This is a genomic window from Pseudactinotalea sp. Z1748 (genome assembly GCF_049725185.1).
Taxonomy (GTDB): domain Bacteria; phylum Actinomycetota; class Actinomycetes; order Actinomycetales; family Beutenbergiaceae; genus CALKWS01.
Map to the genome: position 1 here is coordinate 207640 of NZ_JBMPQB010000003.1, position 18938 is coordinate 226577.

Consider the following 18938-nt stretch of genomic DNA (forward strand, 5'->3'; position numbering starts at 1 on the left):
GTATGACCGCCGGCCTTCTTCAGCCGCTGGTTCCGGCCAACGCCGCCGCCTGCGTGCCACCGGTCCCGGATCCAGCGCCGCCCAGGGCCACCTCATCGAAGTGCGCGCCGGGCACCCTGCGGTGGCTGACCAGCACGATTGTGGTCCCGGGCATCAGGGCCTCCAGCATGGACCGCAGCGTGGTCTGCGCAGTGAACTCATCCAGGTGAGCGGCCGGCTCATCCAGCAGCACCACAGGGCGCCGGGACAGCACCGCACGGGCCAGGGCCAGCCGCGCACGCTCGCCACCGGAGAGGCCGCCGATGGTGGTGTCCAACCCGTGGGGGAGGGTGGCGTACCAGTCACTCAGGTGCGCAGCCACGAGCGCGGCGACCAGCTCCTCGTCGTCGGCTTCGGGTCGGGCCAGGGCCAGGTTCGCCCGGAGCGGCCCGGCGAAGGCATGCGGCTCGTCGTCGACGACGGCGAGCAGCGCCCGCACTTGCTCGGTCTGCAGGTCGGTGGTGCTCGCCGTACCGAGCAGGTACCGGCCTGCGGATGGATCGAGGTGGCGAGCCAGCACAGCCAGAGCGGTGGACTTACCGGATCCGTTCGCCCCGGTGAGCTGGACCCGGGCGCCCGGGGGCAGCTTCAGGTCCAGTCCGGTCAGCGCCGGTGGCCGGAGGGGATCGTTGGACCACCGCGCGCTGAGGCGGTTCAACGCCAGGTCCGGGCCGTGGCGCTGGTCGCCGGGCACCGGCCTCGCACCGGTATCGGCGATGGCGGGCTCGGAGTCCAGGAGCGCCGAGACCCGGCTCGCGGCGGCGCGCGCCCGGGCCCGGGCACCGGCGATGTCCGGCACCTCCCCCCACACGTCGGCAAGGGCCATCGGCAGCAGTGCCAGCAACGCGGCGTAGGGAGCCGACAGTGATCCGACCGAGTGCGCCTGCCACGCCAGCATCAGCACCACCGCGGCCGTGCCCGCGAGCGTGAGCCACACTGCGGCCAAGGCCATCGCGCGCACCCCGATGAGGCGGCGCTCGGCACGCTGGTGCGCCCGCTGGGCCAGGGCCACCGGGGCCAGCAACGCTGAGGTGTCATGGCGCAGGCGCCGGATGCCGCTGGCCGCCTGGACCGCAAGCATCCGCCCGGCCACCGCGGTGGTGCGATGCTGCAGTTCACCCCGGCTCAGGACCGCCTGGTGCTGGGCGGTCAGTTCGGCGCGGGTGGCAAGCCACCCGATCATCCCCACGAGCGCGGACCCGGCCAGCACCGCCCCGGCTGCGGCCGGTGAGTGCAAGAGCGCGATGCCGCTACCGATCACCGAGGCGATGGCGACCGACCACCCGGGCACGGTGACCCGGATCTGGTCATCGACCACGTCGTCCAGGTCCCGGACGAGGGCGGTGAGCAACTGGCCGCGGCTGCGCCGGCCCAACCGGGCCGGGGTGAGCGGGATCAGCCGGGCGAAGACGTTCGCCCGACGGCTTGCCAGGTCCTCCAGGGCCACGTCATGGGAGACGATGCGCTCGGCGTAACGCAACACCGGACGAGCCAGGCCGAAGGCACGCACCCCCACGATCGCGACCAGCAACGTCAGGATCACCGGCTGGGTGGAGGCCTGCACGATCAGCCACCCGGAGGTGGCAGTCAGGGCGATCCCGGCCGCCAGCGCGAGTCCACCCAGGACGCAGGCCAGGATCAGGCCGCGCCGGCCGTCCGGCGTGACGATCGGGGCGACCTGACCGGGGCGCGGGGCCGCGACCTGCGCACCCACCGCCCCGGCGCCAGTATCGACTTCGGCCTCGGGCCGGACCGGCGCAGGCGGGGCCGGACGAGGAGCAGGATCGATCCGCCAACGCTGGTCGGCGAGCCCGGCCAGGTCCTCATCGTGGGTGACTACGATGACCCGGCGGGTCCCGGCCAGGTCGGTGATCGACTCATGCAGCCACGGCAACGCAGTTGCGGCGACATTGGCCGTGGGCTCATCCAGGAGCACCAGGTCAGCCTCGCTCAGCATTGCACGCGCCAGGGCCAGGCGTGCCAACTGACCGGCGGACAGGCCGAAGCCGTCGTCGCCCAGGTCGGTGTCCAGCCCGCCCCGGTCACGTAGCGCAGTCCACAGACCGACCCGGTCCAGGGCAGCGATGCGTGCCTCGTCCGGTCTCGCACCGGCGAGGGCCAGGTTGTCCCGGACCGTGCCCGGCAGGATCACCGGACGTTGCGCGGCAAGATGCACATCACCGCCGCGCACGGCGCCGCTGGCAGGTTCCCGCAGGCCGGCGATGAGTTCCAGGACGGTGGTCTTGCCGGCACCGGAGGGGCCGGTCAGCACGGTCAGGCCGGGCCCGGCCGGGGTGTTCAGCGTGACGTCAACGAGCGTTCGGGTGCGACCCGGGTGGGCGTAACTGACGCCGCTGAGCCCGACTGTGGCTGTGGATGCGGGCCCCACCTGCGGTACGGGCGAGGCGCCCCGGTGCAGTCGGTTGGTGCGCAAACTCCCGTGCACCCGGTCCAGGGTGGTGGCGCCGTCGGCGGCGTTGTGGAACTCCGCACCGACGCGACGGATCGGCCAGTAGGCCTCCGGCGCCAGCAGGATCGCCATCAGGCCGACCTGCAGGTCCATCGCTCCGTAGGCCAGGCGCAGCCCGACCGCTACCGCCACCAGCGCCACCGAGATGGTTGCCAACAACTCCAGGGCGGTGGTGGTCATGAACGCGGTGCGCAGCGTCTTCCCGGTGGCCCGCCGGTGGCGCTCACCGACACTGCGGACGACGCCCACCTGGGCGCGGGCGCGCCCGTAGGTGACCAGGGTGGGTAGGCCCTTGACCACATCCAGGAAGTGGCCGGACAGCAACTCCATCGCTGCCCAGCGTCGTTCGGTCTCGGCCGCGGTGTGCTGACCGATCAGTGCCGCGAAGACCGGCAGCAGGGGCAGCGTGAGCAGCACGATGAGGGCGCTCCAGAAATCCACCCACAGCAATGTCGCCACCGCCAGGACCGGCACCACCACACCGGTCACCAGCGCCGGCAGGTACCGGGAGATGTACGGCTCGATCGTCGTCACACCCTCCCCTGCGCGGGTCACCGCCTCATCGTCGCTGGGGCGCTGCTCCGCCGTATGGGTCAACCAGTGCCGCATCACGGTGAGACGCACGATGCCTGCCACCTTCTGCCCCGTGACCCGGGCGACGTACTCGGCCGCGGCAGCGAGCAGTCCGCGCAGGACGATCAGGCCTACCACTGCCCCCAGCACCCAGCCCCAGGGCGTGCCGGTGACCACCCTGGCCACCGCGACGGCCACCAGCACCGCCTGTGCGATCGCAGCGATCCCGGAGACGACGCCGAGTACGCCGAGCAACCCGACCGGCCCTCGGATAGCCGGCAGGTCACGCAGCAGAGCAGGGTCGAAGGGTTTCATCGCTGCGTGGTGCTCTCCTCGGTCACCGCGGCGATGTGCACACCGGTGGGGATGTGGTGCCCGGAGACCCGCTTGCGGAAGATCCAGTAGGACCATGCCTGATAGGCCAGCACGATCGGGATGAAGATCACCGCGACCCAGGTCATGATGCCCAGAGTCTTCTCCGAGGATGCCGCGTTGTGCACCGTCAAGGAGTTCGCGGGATCAAGCGTGGAGGGCATCACGTCGGGGAAGAGCGCGACGAACAGGGAGGCCACTGCCAGCCCGAGCGTCACGAACGTGCCGGTGAAGGCCCACCCTTCCCGTCCCCGCCGGGCCATCACGAGGCCGCCGAGGAAGACCACGGCCGCAGCCATCGCCATCGCCCAGGACAGCGCCGTGCCGGTCCCGGACTGCATGAGGACCAACCACACCACGGCCAACGCCGCGGCACCACCCCCGAGTTTGAGGCCGAGGGCGCGCGCGTCGTGACGTAGCTGCCCATCGGTCTTCAACGCGATGAAGAAGGCGCCGTGGACCAGGAACAGCGCCAGCGTGACCAACCCGCCGAGCAGGGCCACCGGGTTCAGCAGGGCCCAGAACCCGCCGACGTACTCCATCTCGGCATCGATGGGAACCCCTCGGACGATGTTGGTGAACGCCACCCCCCACAACACCGCGGGAAGCAGCGAGCCGACGACGATCATCACATCCATCCGCGCCCGCCACAGCGCCGAGTCAACCTTGCCGCGGTACTCCAGCCCCACACCGCGGATGATCAGCGCCACCAGGATTAACAGCAGTGGCAGGTAGAAACCGGAGAACAAGGTGGCGTACCAGTGCGGGAACGCCGCGAAGGTCGCCCCGCCGGCGGTCAGCAGCCACACCTCGTTGCCGTCCCATACCGGACCGATCGAGGAGAGCATCTGACGCCGCCGGGTCTCGCCGCTCTCCGGCTTCACGTCGAGGGTTTCGGTGCGGACATCGTCCCGGCCGAGCACCGGCAGGAGCATGCCGACGCCGAAGTCGAACCCCTCGAGCACGAAGTACCCCACCCACAGCACCGCGATGAGGACGAACCAGATGGTGGTCAGTTCCATGATCAGTCGTAGTCCTTCCGCGCTGCTCAGTAGGTGAAGACGAATTCGTCGTCGTCGGACCGCTCGCCCGGGTCGAAGGAGGCGTCCTCGGGTACGTGTTCGGCGCCGGCCCGGCCGTAGCGCAGGCTCAGTTTCACCATCACCACCGCAAGGGCCCCGTAGAGCAGGGTGAAGACCGCCAGGGAGGTGGCGACCTCGAAGGTGGTCACACCCGGGGAGACGCCGGTGCGGGTGGTCATCAGGCCCATCACCAACCAGGGCTGGCGGCCCATCTCGGTGAAGATCCACCCGAAACTGTTGGCTAGCAGCGGCATGAACAGCACCGTCGCCGCCGCCCAGAGCCAGTGCCGGTCGCTGACCCGGTCCTCATCGTGCTCCGAGCCCCGGCCTCGCAACCGCCAGAGCACCGCCGCAGCCACCGCCATCCCGGCGAAGCCGAGTCCCATCATGAGGCGGAAGCTCCAGTACGTCACCGGGATGATCGGGCGGTAGTCATCCGCCTCGGTCAGTTCGTGGCCGGAGTAGGTCATCTCGTAGCGCTCTTGGATGTGGTTGATACCCTCCACGGCACCGGTCAGTGACCCGGTGGCCAGGTAGGACTGCAACTTGGGGACGGTCAACGCCCAGATCTCCTCCCGACCGTCCAGGGTGCCCACGGTGATGATGGAGAAGGGGGCGCCCACTCCCTCCGGGACGTCGTGGTACTGGCCTTCGGCGGCGGCCATCTTCATCGGCTGCACGTCGTACATGACCTTGCCCTGCACGTCACCGGTGACGATCACCAGCGCCCCGGAGATCAGCAGCGCCCAGGCGCCCAGTTTGGCGCCCTTGCGATACATCGGCTTGTCCGCCGCGGGCGTCTGGTCGGTGCTGCGCCATAGGTGCCACAGCGTGAAGGCCAGCACGAACGCCCCGCCGGTCATCCAGGCCGCGGTGAGCACGTGCGGGAAGGCCGCCAGTTGCACCTTGTTGGTGAGCACGGCGAGGAAGTCGGTGAGTTCGGCGCGGCCGTTCTCTTCGTTGATGTGGTACCCGACCGGGTTCTGCATGAAGGAGTTCGCGGACAGGATGAAGTAGGCCGACAGGACGGTGCCGATATGGATGATCCACATACTGGCCGCGTGGAGCTTCTCCGGGATCCGGCCCCAGCCGAAGATCCACAGGCCCAGGAAGGTCGACTCCAGGAAGAACGCCAGCAGGGCCTCGATCGCCAGGGGTGCGCCGAAGATGTCGCCGACGAACCGGGAGTAGTCCGACCAGTTCATCCCGAACTGGAACTCCTGCACGATGCCGGTGACCAGTCCGAGGATGAAGTTGATCGTGAAGAGTTTGCCGAAGAACTTGGTCAGCCGCAGCCACTGCGGATCGCGGGTGCGCAGCCAGCAGGTCTGCATGATGGCCACCAGCAGTGACAGCCCGATCGTGATCGGCACGAAGAAGTAGTGGTAGACCGTGGTGATGCCGAACTGCCACCGGGCCAGTTCCAACGCTTCCATGACGCTCCCGCAGAACGAGGGGTGTAGTACTACAAGCGGTAGTTAGCCTACACCCGCGCGCCTGCGGTGTGGTTCAGTGCCCGCCGAGGCGTTGCTCCCAGCGGGCGTGGTCTGCCCAGGTGTCGATGTCGCCGACGTGCTCGGCCCCGGCCCGCAGGTACTGGAACCGCAGGTCCGAGACCAGGCGCCCGACAGGGACGCCGTGGCCGGTTCCGTGCGGGGCGAGAGCCTGGACGAGTGCGTCGTGGCGATAGGCGGCCAGGAGCCACTGCGCGTGAGACGTGGCATCGAGGTGGCACACCACCTCCACCAGGGGGTCGATGGCCGGTAGAGCGCCGATGATCGCGCTCAGCGCAGCCCCGGCGTCCGGCTGGTCCACCGCGAGCACACACGTCCACGGTGCCGGCTCGCCGAGGGCGGCCACACCGGCGTTGATCCCGGCGACCGGTCCGCCACCGGGAGGTTCCTCACTGACCTGCCGTACGCCGTCGGGCGTATGCACCTGCCCGACCACGACGACGTCGCGGGCCCTTTGCGCAGCCTCCAGCACCCGAGCCAGCATCGGCCGCCCGGCTACCGGCAGGGCGGCCTTGTCCTGCCCTCCCATGCGGCGTCCACGGCCACCGGCGAGGATGACGACGTCGAAGGAGGGGGTAGCCCCGGGGCTCAACGGTTCTGTTCCCAGCCCCGCTTCGGGGCCCGGCTGCCCACCGCGGCGACGGGGCGCTCATCCCGGCTGCGGTAGACGATGTAGGGCCGAACCACGTAGCCCAACGGGGCGGAGAAGACGTGCACCAGGCGGGTGAACGGCCAGATCGCGAACAGGAAGAACGCCGTCAGGGAGTGCGCCTGGAAACTCCACGGGGCCCCGGTCATGAGTTCGGGCTGAGGCTGGAACCAGAAGATGGAACGGAACCACACCGACACCCCCTCGCGGTAGTCGTAGTGCTCGGTGCCCGCCACCGCGATCATCCCGGAGGACTGGATGGTGTTGAGGCAGCCCAGCAGGATCACCACCGCCAGCACGAGGTACATGAACTTGTCGTTGGCCGTGGTGGCCGAGAACACCGGACCGGTCATCCGGCGCCGGTAGATCAGGATCACCAGGCCGGACAGGGCTGCGGCGCCGGCCAGCATGCCGCCGGTCACGGCGACCACGTGATAGGCCTCATCGTTGATGACGGTCTGCGTCCAGGTCTTGGGGATCACCAGTCCGAGGAAGTGGCCCATCACCACCCACAGCATCCCGAAATGGAACAACGGGCTGCCGATCCGGAGCAACCGTGACTCATACAACTGCGAGGAGCGGGTGGTCCAGCCGAACTTGTCGTAGCGATAGCGCCAGATATGACCGCCCACGAAGATCGTCAGGCAGATGTAGGGGAAGATCACCCACAGGAACGTGGTCATCGCGGAACTCCAACGTCGATGGTGGAGCCCAGGAACGTGGGCTCCTGGGCGCCCGTGGGTGTGCCGCACCCATCGGACCCGGGGGGTGTGCGCAACTGGTCCAGCGCCGGATCCAGCGCGTAGGGCGCGTTGTCGATACCGACGTCCTCGTGCGGGGGTCCCTCGGCGATCAGCCGGGCCAGGGCCAGATTGTCGTCCTCATCCAGATCCGGCAGCGTGGCTCGCAATGCCCGCACCACGTCGACCCAGGGGGCGGACCGGCGGAGCAAGCCCTGGTGCAGCAGTTCGATACCGACCCGGTGATGGTTCAGCAGCGTCCAGGCGGCGTCGGCGTCCACCGTGGCACCGAACTCCAGCACCACGCACAGGTGATCGGGCAGCTCGGTCCGCTCATCGTGGAGCACCACCCCGGCCTTGCGATAAGCCTGCTTGAACTGCACCAGGGCGGCGCCACGGTTGCGGGTGTCCCCGTGCAGGAAGTAGGTCAGGTGCAGACAACACTTGCGGGTGACGTCGAAGGTGTCCACGTACTGGGTCTGCAGGTCCGAGGGATCACTGCGCCGGGCATGCTCGAGGAAGTCGTTCAGGGGTCCGGCGACCCGCTCCGGCAGGCTCGTGGCAACCTCGGCCAGGGTGGGTAACAGGGCCAGGAGCCGGGGCTCGGGGTAACCGAGCAGCAAGGACACGATCTGCCAGGTGTCAGCCTGCTCCCGGGGGCTCAGCGTGGGCCGGGAGCGGCGGTGGCGCAGCCAACGTTTCATCGGGACCCCGACTCCTCGGACTCCGGCGCCGGTGGGAACATCCCCTCCGGCACGCCCTTGCCATCCCAGTTCAACAGGTTGACCCGACCGGACTTGGGCTGCCCGCCCACCAGCGTGTCGGAGGTCTGGCGCTCCTGCAGCACCGCGAAATTCTCCGCGGCCACCCTGGTGCCCTGGCCGTGCCCGGACCCCTCTCCGAAGGGTCCCGAACCGGTCATCAGGTCCTCGTCGAAGCCGCTCACCGGGCAGTCGGTGGCGATCTCCTCCAGGGCGTGGGCGTCCTCGCCATGAGCCGAGGGGATCACATAGCGGTCCTCGTACTTGGCCAGGGCGAGCAGGCGGTACATCTCATACATCTCCTCCTCGCTCATCCCCACCGACTCCGGGATGATCGCCTGTGCCTCCCGGCCCAGGTTGATGTCGCGCATGTAGGAACGCATCGCGGCCAACCGCTGGAGCACCTTGGTCACCGGGGCGGTGTCTCCGGCGGTGAACAGGTTCGCCAGGTACTCCACCGGGATCCGTAGGGCGTCGATCGCGGCGAACAGGTTGTCCTGGTCCTCCGCATCGTGGCCGGTGTCCCGGATCACGTCCACCACCGGGGACAGCGGCGGGATGTACCACACCATCGGCATGGTGCGGTACTCCGGATGCAGCGGCAGCGCCACCTCGAAGGCGTTGATCAGGGTGTAGATCGGGGACCGCTGGGCCGCCTCTATCCAGTCCAGCGGAATGCCGGCCCGTTCGGCCTCGGCCTGGACCTGCGGGTCATGAGGATCCAGGAACACCGAGCGCTGGGCATCCAGGAGGGCGTGCTCGTCCTTCACCGAAGCCGCCTCCAGCACCCGGTCGGCGTCGTAGAGCACCAGGCCGATGTAACGGAGCCGGCCCACGCAGGTCTCGGCGCACACCGTCGGGATGCCGACCTCGATCCGGGGGTAGCAGAAGGTGCACTTCTCGGCCTTGCCGGTCTTGTGGTTGAAGTAGACCTTCTTGTACGGGCAGCCGGTGATGCACATCCGCCACCCGCGGCACTTGTCCTGATCCACCAGCACGATCCCGTCCTCGCTGCGCTTGTATATCGCGCCCGATGGGCACGAGGCCGCGCAGCTGGGGTTCAGGCAGTGCTCACAGATCCGGGGCAGGTAGAACATGAAGGTGTCATCGAAGGCCAGTTTCACCTTGTCCTCGATGCCCGCGAGCATCGGGTCCTTGGCCGCGTGCTCGCCGGAGCCGCCCAGGTCATCGTCCCAGTTCGCCGACCAGGTGATGTTCATGCGCTCCCCGGTGATCAGCGACTGCGGGGTAGCCACCGGGAAGGTCTGCTGAGCGGGGGCGTTCAGCAACGTCTCGTAGTCGTAGGTCCAGGGTTCGTAGTAGTCCTGGATGGAGGGCATCTTGGGGTTGGAGAAGATCGTGGCCAACTTCCTCATCCGGCCGCCGGCCTTGAGTTTCAAGCGTCCGCGGGAGTTGAGTTCCCAGCCGCCCTTCCACTCCTCCTGGTTCTCATAGCCGCGCGGGTACCCGAGGCCGGGCCGGGTCTCGACGTTGTTGAACCAGACGTACTCGGTGCCGGAGCGGTTCGTCCAGGCCTGTTTGCAGGTGACCGAGCAGGTGTGACACCCGATGCACTTGTCGAGGTTCATCACCATCGCCATCTGGGCCATGATGCGCATGTGATCTCCTTCTCGGGGCCGGGAGGGCCCGGCCGGGGAACGTGGGCAGCGCCTCTGGGGGTCAGTAACGCACCGGGGCGGTGCGTTTGCGGATCATCGTCACCTCGTCCCGGTTGTTGCCGGTGGGTCCGATGTAGTTGAAGAAGTAGGACAGTTGGGCGTATCCGCCGATCATGTGGCTCGGTTTCATCAGGATCCGGGTGAGGCTGTTGTGGATCCCCCCGCGCTTGTTGTCGGTCTCGGTCAGCGGTACGTCGATCAGCCGGTCCTGGGCGTGGTGCATGTACACCGTGCCCTCGGGCATGCGGTGGCTGACGATGGCGCGGGCGGCCACGACGCCGTTGCGGTTGACGGCCTCGATCCAGTCGTTGTCAGCCACCCCGATCTTGGCCGCGTCGACGTCGGAGATCCAGATCGTCTGCCCACCCCGGGACAGGCTGAGCATGAACAGGTTGTCCTGGTACTCGGAGTGGATCGACCACTTGTTGTGCGGGGTCAGGTAACGCACCGAGACCCCTAGTTCGTTCTGGCTCCCGATCGGGGATTCACCGAACAGGTCGGTCATGTTCAGCGGCGGCCGGTACACGGGCAGACCCTCGCCCATCCCGAGCATCCAGTCGTGATCGACATAGAACTGTTGGCGCCCGGTGAGGGTGTGGAACGGTTTGAGCCGCTCGATGTTGATGGTGAACGGGCTGTAGCGCCGCCCGCCGCTCTCCGACCCGGACCACTCCGGGGAGGTGATCACCGGCACCGGCGCGTTCTGGGTGTCGGCGAAGGTGATCTGCTTGCCCTCGTGCTCGGCGGCCAGGTCGTGCAGTCGGGTACCTGTGCGTTGCTCCAGGTTCCTGAACCCCAGCGTGGACAGGTGCCCGTTACAGGTGGCCGACAGGTGCAAGATGGACTCGGCGAACTGGACATCGGTCTCCAGGCGTGGCTGGCCCTTGGCCGAACCGGAACGCACGGTGCCGTTGCGGTGGCGGAGGAGATCCACCTCCCGCTTGACGTCGTAGGCCACTCCCTTGGTGAGCATGCCGACCTTCTCCAGCAACGGGCCGACCGCCGTCATCCGCTCGTATGTGGCCGGGTAGTCCCGCACCACCTCGGCCAGGACCGGTAGCGTCTTGCCCGGAACCGGTTCGACCTCACCGGTCTTCCAGTCCTTGACCCGCCCGTGCACGGTGGCCATCGCCTCCGGGGTGTCGTGCCACAACGGCTTGGTGACCACGTCTTTGCGCACACCGAGGTGGTCGACGGCCAACTCGGAGAACCGCTTGGCGATGGCCTTCCACGTATCCCAGTCGGTCTTGGACTGCCACGGCGGGTCGATCGCCGGGTTGAATGAGTTGACGTAGGGGTGCATGTCGGTGGTGTTCAGATCGTGCTTCTCGTACCACGTCGCCGCCGGTAGCACCACGTCGGAGAGCAGGGTGGAGGAGGTCATCCGGAAGTCGAGACTGAGCAGCAGGTCCAGCTTGCCCTCCGGTGCCCGTTCGGGCCACGCGATGCCCTCCGGACGATGCTCCGGCGGCGCCTCGGTGGCCTTGACGGCGTTGTCGGTGCCCAGCAGGTGCTTGAGGAAGTACTCGTTGCCCTTGGCGCTGGACCCGAACAGGTTGGCTCGCCACAGCGACAGGATCCGCGGGTGGTTCTGCGGCGCCTCGGGATCCTCGACGGCGAATCTCAGGTCCCCGCTCTTGAGGGCCCGGGTCACGTACTGGCCTACGTCCTGCCCGGCCCTCGCGGCCTCGTCGGCGACCTCCAGGCTGCTCCGGTCGAACTGCGGGTAACTGGGGGTCCATCCCAACCTGGCGGACTGGGCGAGCAGGTCCATGGTGCTCTTGCCGTTGAACACCCCGGTGGAACCGTTGAGGTTCTCGGCACCGAAGGTGTCGTACCGGTACTGGCTGGTGTTGACGTACCAGTAGGCGGTCTGGTTCATGTGCCGGGGCGGGCGGATCCAGTCCAGCGCGAAGGCCAGGTGCTGGAACCCCATGATCGGCCGGATCTTCTCCTGGCCCACGTAGTGCGCCCACCCGCCACCGTTGCGGCCCTGGCAGCCGGTGATCGTGGTGAGCAGGAGCATCGCCCGGTAGATCTGGTCGGAGTGGTACCAGTGGTTCGTCCCGGCGCCCATCAGGATCATCCCGCGACCCTGGGTGTCGATCGCGTTCTGGGCCCACTCCCGGCTCAGCCGGATGATCTGCTCCGGCGGGACCCCGGTGATGTCGCAGGCCCACGCCGGGGTGCCGGGAACCGACGGGTCGGCGTAGTCGACCGGCCAGGCTCCGGGTAGACCGGGGCGGGCGACTCCGTACTGGGCCAGCAGCAGATCCAGCACCGTGGTGACCAGGTGCCCACCGATGCGGCGAACCGGCACGCCCCGAACGTCCAGGTTCAGCGCGCCCTCGGGATTGTCGAACCGCGGCAGTTGCACCAGGGCGGCCGAACCGCCGTCGTCATAGCCGTACAGGCTCAGCGCCGGTTTGATGTCGCCCAGGTCCAGGTTCCACTTCCCGGACCCTTCCGGGCCGAACCGGTGCCCGATCGAACCGTTCGGGACCGCAACCTCGCCGTTGGTCTCATTCAGCACCACCGGCTTCCACATCGCGTTCTCACTGTCGCGCTGGGGGTTGTCGAAGTCCCCGGCGACCAAGAACTTCCCCGGCCGGTAGGTGCCGTCGGTGTCCTCGACCTCATCGAGGGTGACCAGGTAGGGCAGGTCGGTGAAGCGGCGGTTGTAGTCGGTGAAGAAGTCCACCTGCCGGTCCGCGAAGTACTCCTTCAGCAGGACGTGACCCATCCCCATCGCCAGCGCACCGTCGGTGCCCGGAGCCGAGGCGACCCACTCGTCGGCGAACTTGACGCTCTCGGCGTAGTCGGGAGCCACCGAGATCACCTTCTGCCCGCGGTAGCGGGCCTCGATCATCCAGTGCGCGTCCGGGGTGCGGGTGACCGGGACGTTGGAGCCCCACATGATCAGGTATCCGGCGTCCCACCAGTCCCCGGACTCGGGCACGTCGGTCTGGTCCCCGAACATCTGCGGAGAGGCATTGGGCAGGTCGGCGTACCAGTCGTAGAAACTCAGCATCGGCGCACCGATGAGTTCATGGAACCGGGAGCCGGAGGAGTAACTGACCGGTGACATCGCCGGGATCGGGGAGAACCCGGCGATCCGGTCCGGGCCCCAGCGTTTGATCGTGTAGACGTGCGCGGCCGCGAGCATGTCCACCACCTCGGTCCACGTGGCCCGGACCATGCCACCCTTGCCGCGGGCGCTCTTGTAGGTGCGCGCCGACTCGGGGTCCTGCACGATGGAGCCCCAGGCCACCACCGGGTCGGTGTACTTGGCCTTCGCGGCGCGGAACATGTCCAGCAGCACCCCCCGCACGTAGGGGTAGCGGACCCGGGTGGGGGAGTAGGTGTACCAGGAGAAGGCCGCGCCCCGTGGGCAGCCGCGGGGCTCGTACTCGGGCCGGTCCGGCCCCGCGGATGGGTAGTCGGTCTGCTGGGCCTCCCAGGTGATGATCCCGTCCTTGACGTAGACCTTCCAGGAGCACGAACCGGTGCAGTTGACCCCGTGGGTGGAGCGCACCACCTTGTCATGGCTCCACCGGTCCCGGTAGAAGGAGTCCCCGGCGCGCCCGCCGGACAGGTGCAGGCTGCGTTTGTCCTCGCTGACCTCGGCGCTACCGAAGAAGCGCCGGGTACCCACCAGGGCGCCGCTGAGGGGGCCTTCAATCGTGGGGGGCGTGGTGGTGGTCATGCTGGACCTCCGGTGAGCGGTGTCATCGTTCGTAGGTGGGCGCGGCAGGCGTGCGGGCCCACCTTGGGTTGCAGACTGACTCGCACCTCGGGTTCCCCGATGGCCTCGAGCGTGCCGCGCAGCAGACCGCGGTGGGCCGCGCAGACCACATCGGGATCCTCGGTGGCCAGGGCAAGGAAGGGGCAGTAGTGCAACGTCAGTTCCACCGACGCGCCGGTGGTGCGCACGTTCGGCCCGTAGCCCCAATCGGTCAGTTCATCGATCAGCCGGCCGATCTTGGCCAGCCAGGTGCCGGGTGTGCGAGCCGGGGCCGGTGAGAGTCCGGGTCCGGCCTGCACCCGAGCCCGGGCCCAGGCCAGCCCGGCCTCTTCGGCCCGGGCGGGTCCGTCCTTGCCTGCCTCGAGACCGGCATGGAGTCCGGCCAGCGCCTCGTGGTGCCGGCTCGTGGTGGGCGCAGGCCAGCGGCTCAGGTGCGAGGTGTAGATCTTGCGCGGACGGCCCACCCCGGCGGGCGGCTCGAAGTGGGCGTCGAGGAAGCCGGCGCCGACCAGTCGCTCGAGGTGGAATCGCACCGTGGTCACGTGCAGGCCGGTGAGTTCGGCCAATTCCCTGGCCGTGCGTCCGGGCGGTGTTGCGGAATCCAGGTCACGGCTGTGGAACAACTCGACCAGGTGTTCCAGGAGTTCCTTGCGCACCGGCGATTCCAGTACTCCCAAACCATCCACCGGCTGCCGGTCCATCATTGGATCCTCGCAATTTGAAGGAACTGCCCTCACGAGCAATCTAGGCCGATCCCGGGGCCCCCGCAAGCGTTCCTGCCGAATCAATTGACCATTGAATTTGGCAACGCTGGCCTTGGAAAATGCGGCTTGAGCGCTCTATTCCAACCGTCGCGGAGAATGCATTAGGATGACCGTTCGGGCATTTGCCGGCTGCGCCGCGTGCGTATTCCCGATGGGATTTCCAGGACGCATCGCGGCTCCGGTCCGGCAGCGCAACAGGTCTCCAGCGCGGTGCGCCCGGGGGCACGTGAGGGGTGTCGCGGCGGCTTGGGGATTTGCACAACCTGCATATGTAATAATTAGGCGTCCCAGCCCGACGCTCACCCGAGGAGCCAGCGATGACCGACGCCCGCCCGATGCTGAACGTGATCCAGGAGCCCGCCGGGTGCGCCTGCGGTGAGCACGATGGTGACCTGCCCGAACTGGATGTACGCCTCATCCCGCACCGGATCCGGCATGGGAGCGTGTTCGGTGCGCTGTCCGCGATCGGTTCCGGTGAGGCGATGGTGCTGGTAGCCCCGCACGACCCCAAGCCGCTGCTGGCCCAGATCGCCGAACGGGAGGCCGGCAGCATCTCGGTGACCTACCTGGAGGAGGGCCCGGAGGCTTGGCGGCTGCGGCTGCAGCGCGACTAGCACGGAGGGGTCATTGACGACGACGGCGCAACCGGTCCGACCGGCGACCGGAACCGGCCGGAGCACGCGAGCAGGCCGGCTGGTACTGCTGTTGGCCGCCGGCGTGAGCATGCTCGCCGGGCTGAATGCCGCCTTGCTGCTGCTGGGTCTGCCCGCCCCGGTGACCTCGGCGGGTCTGCCCGTGCTGCACGGCATGCTGATGGTGCTGGGCTTCCTGGGCGCCCTGATCTCGCTTGAGCGCGCGGTCGCGCTGCGCAGCGCCTGGGGCTTCCTCGCACCGACGTTGCTCGGTGGTGGCGCCCTGGCGCTGCTCAGCCCGGCACCGGCGGTGCTGGGCCAGTTGCTACTGGTCAACGGGGCGGCCGTGCTGTGCGCGGTCTACCTGCAACTCTGGCGGCGGTCCTGGGACAACACCGTGCTGGTGCAACTGCTCGGTGCGTTGCTGGCCCTGTTCGCGGCCGCGTTCTGGATCCGGGTGGAGATCGTGGACCTGGTCGCGCTGTTGTCCGGATTCATCGTGCTCACCATCGCCGCCGAACGGGTGGAATTGGCCCGGATCTCCCTGCCCCGCTGGGCCGAGCCGATCGTCCTGACGCTGGCCGGTGCGTTGGTTCTCGCGGCGTTGGCGACCATGGTCTTCTCCCGTGCGGGAGCGGCCGCCTTCGGTCTCACGCTGCTCCTCCTGGCCGCTTACCTCGGGTGGCATGATGTGGCCCGCCGGATGGTTCGGGCCAAGGGCTTGCCCAGGTTCGCCGCGGTCGCGATGCTCGCCGGGTACGCGTGGCTGGCCGTGGCGGGCCTGGTCTGGATGATCGGTGCACCGGCCGGGGTGCCGCACTGGTATGACCTGGTGGTGCACGGGATCTTCCTGGGTTTTGGCATGTCGATGGTGTTGGCGCACGCCCCGGTGATCCTGCCGGCGGTACTGAGGATCTCGCTGCCCTATCACCCGGTGCTGTGGGCGCCCCTGACGGTCCTGCACGCCGGGATGGTGGTTCGCATGTTGGGAATGGTGACGGAAGTGAACAGGGTGTGGCAGGTCGGGGGCCTGTTGACGATCGCGGCATTGCTGCTGCTGGCACTGAGCGCGGTGGGCGTGGCGGTCTGGGCCGGCAGGAGCCGATCGACACCGGCGGCCCGGGCATGAGAACCACCACCTCCCCGCCGCATGCGGGTGCGTCCACCACCCGGGGGGTCTGGGCGATGCGGGACCGGCCCGCCCTGCTGTGGCTCGTTGTGGCGGTGATCATGGCTATCGCCCACCCGTTCGTGCCCGAGTCCCGCTGGCTGATGGTGCACCTGGTGCTCCTGGGCGCCGCCACCCACTCGATCATGGTCTGGAGCGTCTACTTCGCCCAGGCCCTGCTGAAGACTCCCACGGAACTGGATGACCGCCGTCGTCAGTCCCGGCGGCTGGCCATCCTATTGGTCGGTGTCACGGTGGTGATGATCGGGGTGCCCACCACGATCTGGCCCCTCACGGTGGCCGGCGCCGTCCTGGTGGTCACCGCCGTGGCGGCGCACTTCCTGGCGCTGTGGCGCCGGTTGCGGCACGCACTGCCGGGCCGGATGCGGATCACCGTGCACTACTACCTGGCCGCGGCCGTCTTCCTCCCGGTCGGCGCACTGTTCGGGGTGTTGCTGGCGCGCGGGTACGCCGACCCCCTGCACGGCCAGTTGCTCCTGGCGCACTCGATGCTGAATGTGCTCGGCTGGGTGGGACTGACCGTGACCGGCACACTGATCACGCTGTGGCCCACGATGCTGCGCACCCGGATGGACGAGCGGGCCGAGCACCTGGCCAAGCGGGCTCTACCGGTGTTCGGCGCGGCCCTGGTGGTGGTCCTGACCGGGGCGCTGGCCGGTGTGCTGGCCGTGGTCGGCGCGGGATTGCTGGCCTACGCTCTGGCGCTGGTCTGGTGGGGCCGGGCGCTGGTGCGGCCCGCGCGCACCCGCCCGCCGCGCGAGTTCGCCCCGGCCTCGGTGGCCGCCGCGATGATCTGGGCGGTAGTCGGTCTGGGGTGGCTGACGCTGAACACCATGATGAGTTCGACCTGGGGGGAACTGACCGCCGGGTTCGGCCCCGTCGTGGCGGTGATCGTGGCCGGCTTCGCCGCGCAACTCCTCACCGGCGCGATGTCCTACCTGATCCCGGTCGTGCTGGGTGGGGGCCCGGCGGCGGTGCGGACCACCCAATGGTGGTTCAACCGGGCCGGTGCCGCCCGCCTGGTCCTCATCAACCTCGGCCTGGTCATCTTCCTGCTCCCGGTGCCCAGTGCGGTGCGGGTGACCACCTCGGTGGTGACGCTGGCCGGTCTGGCCTGGTTCATCCCGTTGATGCTCGGGGCCATCCGGGCCCGCCGGGCACTGCGCAAGGAACAGGAGGCAGCGGCTGCCGATGCCGGGAGCGCCGAGCGCACGGAGAGCACTGCGGCGGTCTCCCGTGAGCAGGTCCGGGGCCCGTTCTGGCGTGGCGGTCAGTTCGTGGGGGCGATCACCGCGCTGGCGGTGGCGACCGCCGTGGGGGTGGGTATGGATCCGGCCGCAGCCGGTTTGGGCACTCCCGCCGGTACTGCGGGGACCGGCGCGGCCGAGGACGTCGTCCCGACCGGGCGGACCACGACCGTGCAGGTGGTGGCCGACGACATGCGGTTCAGCCCCGACCACATCGAGGTCCCCGTGGGGAACAGGCTCGTGATCGAACTGATCAATGAGGACACCTCCGACGTACACGACCTGATCCTGGGCGGTGAGCAGACGCCGCGGCTGGCCGCCGGGGATTCGGCCACGTTGGACGCCGGTGTCATCTCCGGGTCGTTGGAAGGCTGGTGCACCATCGTGGGGCACCGGCAGATGGGAATGGTGCTCAGCGTCAGCGCGGTCGGCAGCGACGGGCCGGCGCCGACCGGCCCGTCCGGGCCGGAAGGGGACGATGACGACGTCGCCGCGGCGGGCAGCCATCGTCACGCCGGGCACGGAGGCGGGCAGGACGATGCCGCCGGGCCACGACCACCGATCCTGCCCGACGCGGCAGAAGTCACCGGCTTCGTCGATCCCGAGCTGGCGCCGCTGGACACCGACGCGGGCACCGTCCACGAACTCACCCTGACCGCCCAGGAGGTGGAACTGGAGGTGGCCCCGGGAGTGTGGCAGCGCCGATGGACCTTCAACGGTCAGGTGCCCGGTCCTACGGTGCACGGGCGGGTCGGGGACGTCTTCGAGATCACCCTGGTCAACGACGGCACGATCGGGCACTCGATCGACTTCCACGCGGGGTCGCTGGCCCCCGACGAGCCGATGCGCACGATCGCCCCGGGGGAGTCGCTGGTCTACCGCTTCACTGCCGGGATGGCCGGGATCTGGCTCTATCACTGCGGCACCGACCCGATGACCAGCCATATCGGGGCCGGCATGTTCGGGGCGGTCATCATCGAACCCGACGACCTGGAGCCGGTGGACCGCAACTACGTGCTGGTCCAGTCCGAGGCCTACCTCCGGGCGAGCGGGCACGAGCGGGGCAACGCTGCCGAGGTGGACGCCGACCGCGCCCGGGCCGGCTCCGCTGATGCGGTCGCGTTCAACGGCATCGCCTTCCAGTATCGTCAGCAGCCGCTCCCGGCACGGGTGGGGGAGCGGGTGCGGTTCTGGGTGCTCAACGCCGGCCCCAACCGGGGCAGCAGTTTCCACATCGTCGGTTCGCAGTTCGACACCGTCTTCCACGAGGGCGGCTACCACCTGAACCGCGGGGTGGACGCCTTCGGCAACACCGGCGGCGGCAGTCAGGCGCTCTCGGTCGCGGTGGCCCAGGGCGGGTTCGTCGAGACCGTCTTCGGCGAGGCCGGGAACTACCCGATGGTCAGCCATGTGATGGCTGATGCCGAAAGAGGTGCCTCGGGGATCGTCACGGTGACCGAGTAGGCGAGGGCACGTGGAGTT

Annotated in this window: 12 protein-coding genes; 3 read left to right on the forward strand and 9 right to left on the reverse strand. The window is 68.8% G+C overall.

From position 1 onward, the window contains the following. Positions 1 to 19 precede the first annotated feature (19 nt). The 9 genes from cydC to ACO0LU_RS08340 all read right to left on the reverse strand — a co-directional run bounded on the left by cydC (position 20) and on the right by ACO0LU_RS08340 (position 14325). Positions 20 to 3397: a thiol reductant ABC exporter subunit CydC gene (gene cydC, locus ACO0LU_RS08300; RefSeq protein ID WP_424790900.1), complete on the reverse strand. Its 3378-nt coding sequence runs from the start codon at positions 3395 to 3397 to the stop codon at positions 20 to 22. Next, the gene (gene cydB, locus ACO0LU_RS08305; protein WP_424790901.1) at positions 3394 to 4476 is read right to left on the reverse strand and encodes a cytochrome d ubiquinol oxidase subunit II; all 1083 of its coding nucleotides are present in this window, start codon (positions 4474 to 4476) and stop codon (positions 3394 to 3396) included. The genes cydC and cydB overlap by 4 nt, the downstream gene beginning before the upstream one ends. A 26-nt stretch (positions 4477 to 4502) precedes the next feature. Further along, positions 4503 to 5972: a cytochrome ubiquinol oxidase subunit I gene (locus ACO0LU_RS08310; RefSeq protein ID WP_424790902.1), complete on the reverse strand. Its 1470-nt coding sequence runs from the start codon at positions 5970 to 5972 to the stop codon at positions 4503 to 4505. A gap of 73 nt (positions 5973 to 6045) precedes the next feature. Then, positions 6046 to 6642, reverse strand: coding sequence for a molybdenum cofactor guanylyltransferase (gene mobA / locus ACO0LU_RS08315; RefSeq protein ID WP_424790903.1), 597 nt, complete (start codon positions 6640 to 6642; stop codon positions 6046 to 6048). Continuing rightward, complete coding sequence (gene narI / locus ACO0LU_RS08320) at positions 6639 to 7382, reverse strand: respiratory nitrate reductase subunit gamma (RefSeq protein WP_424790904.1); 744 nt, start codon at positions 7380 to 7382, stop codon at positions 6639 to 6641. The genes mobA and narI overlap by 4 nt, the downstream gene beginning before the upstream one ends. Continuing rightward, positions 7379 to 8143 carry a nitrate reductase molybdenum cofactor assembly chaperone gene (narJ, locus tag ACO0LU_RS08325; RefSeq protein ID WP_424790905.1) on the reverse strand — a complete coding sequence of 255 codons (765 nt, stop codon included), beginning with the start codon at positions 8141 to 8143 and terminating at the stop codon, positions 7379 to 7381. Before narJ ends, narI begins: the two co-directional genes overlap by 4 nt. Further along, entirely contained in the window at positions 8140 to 9819 is a 1680-nt protein-coding gene (gene narH / locus ACO0LU_RS08330; protein ID WP_424790906.1) for a nitrate reductase subunit beta, read from the reverse strand. The genes narJ and narH overlap by 4 nt, the downstream gene beginning before the upstream one ends. Before the next feature lie 61 nt (positions 9820 to 9880). Next, positions 9881 to 13585, reverse strand: a complete 3705-nt coding sequence (locus ACO0LU_RS08335; protein ID WP_424790907.1) for a nitrate reductase subunit alpha — start codon at positions 13583 to 13585, stop codon at positions 9881 to 9883. Next, complete coding sequence (locus tag ACO0LU_RS08340; RefSeq protein ID WP_424790908.1) at positions 13582 to 14325, reverse strand: helix-turn-helix transcriptional regulator; 744 nt, start codon at positions 14323 to 14325, stop codon at positions 13582 to 13584. Before ACO0LU_RS08340 ends, ACO0LU_RS08335 begins: the two co-directional genes overlap by 4 nt. A gap of 380 nt (positions 14326 to 14705) precedes the next feature. Between ACO0LU_RS08340 and ACO0LU_RS08345 the strand changes: the two genes are divergently transcribed. Genes ACO0LU_RS08345 through ACO0LU_RS08355 form a run of 3 tightly spaced genes read left to right on the forward strand, consistent with a single transcriptional unit; the run spans position 14706 to position 18920 of the window. Further along, entirely contained in the window at positions 14706 to 15002 is a 297-nt protein-coding gene (locus tag ACO0LU_RS08345) for a DUF2249 domain-containing protein (protein ID WP_424790909.1), read from the forward strand. Between the two features lie 13 nt (positions 15003 to 15015). Next, on the forward strand, positions 15016 to 16149 hold the full coding sequence (locus ACO0LU_RS08350; RefSeq protein WP_424790910.1) for a hypothetical protein: 1134 nt from the start codon (positions 15016 to 15018) through the stop codon (positions 16147 to 16149). Then, positions 16146 to 18920 carry a multicopper oxidase domain-containing protein gene (locus tag ACO0LU_RS08355; RefSeq protein WP_424790911.1) on the forward strand — a complete coding sequence of 925 codons (2775 nt, stop codon included), beginning with the start codon at positions 16146 to 16148 and terminating at the stop codon, positions 18918 to 18920. Before ACO0LU_RS08350 ends, ACO0LU_RS08355 begins: the two co-directional genes overlap by 4 nt. Positions 18921 to 18938: the final 18 nt, after the last annotated feature.

Bases quoted from the DNA above. Each gene is read 5' to 3' on its own strand.
- ACO0LU_RS08310 (WP_424790902.1), bottom strand. From the start codon at position 5,972: ATGGAAGCGTTGGAACTGGCCCGGTGGCAGTTCGGCATCACCACGGTC.
- cydB (WP_424790901.1), bottom strand. From the start codon at position 4,476: ATGGAACTGACCACCATCTGGTTCGTCCTCATCGCGGTGCTGTGGGTG.
- narH (WP_424790906.1), bottom strand. From the start codon at position 9,819: ATGCGCATCATGGCCCAGATGGCGATGGTGATGAACCTCGACAAGTGC.
- ACO0LU_RS08345 (WP_424790909.1), top strand. From the start codon at position 14,706: ATGACCGACGCCCGCCCGATGCTGAACGTGATCCAGGAGCCCGCCGGG.
- narI (WP_424790904.1), bottom strand. From the start codon at position 7,382: ATGACCACGTTCCTGTGGGTGATCTTCCCCTACATCTGCCTGACGATC.
- ACO0LU_RS08335 (WP_424790907.1), bottom strand. From the start codon at position 13,585: ATGACCACCACCACGCCCCCCACGATTGAAGGCCCCCTCAGCGGCGCC.
- ACO0LU_RS08355 (WP_424790911.1), top strand. From the start codon at position 16,146: ATGAGAACCACCACCTCCCCGCCGCATGCGGGTGCGTCCACCACCCGG.
- ACO0LU_RS08340 (WP_424790908.1), bottom strand. From the start codon at position 14,325: ATGGACCGGCAGCCGGTGGATGGTTTGGGAGTACTGGAATCGCCGGTG.
- cydC (WP_424790900.1), bottom strand. From the start codon at position 3,397: ATGAAACCCTTCGACCCTGCTCTGCTGCGTGACCTGCCGGCTATCCGA.
- narJ (WP_424790905.1), bottom strand. From the start codon at position 8,143: ATGAAACGTTGGCTGCGCCACCGCCGCTCCCGGCCCACGCTGAGCCCC.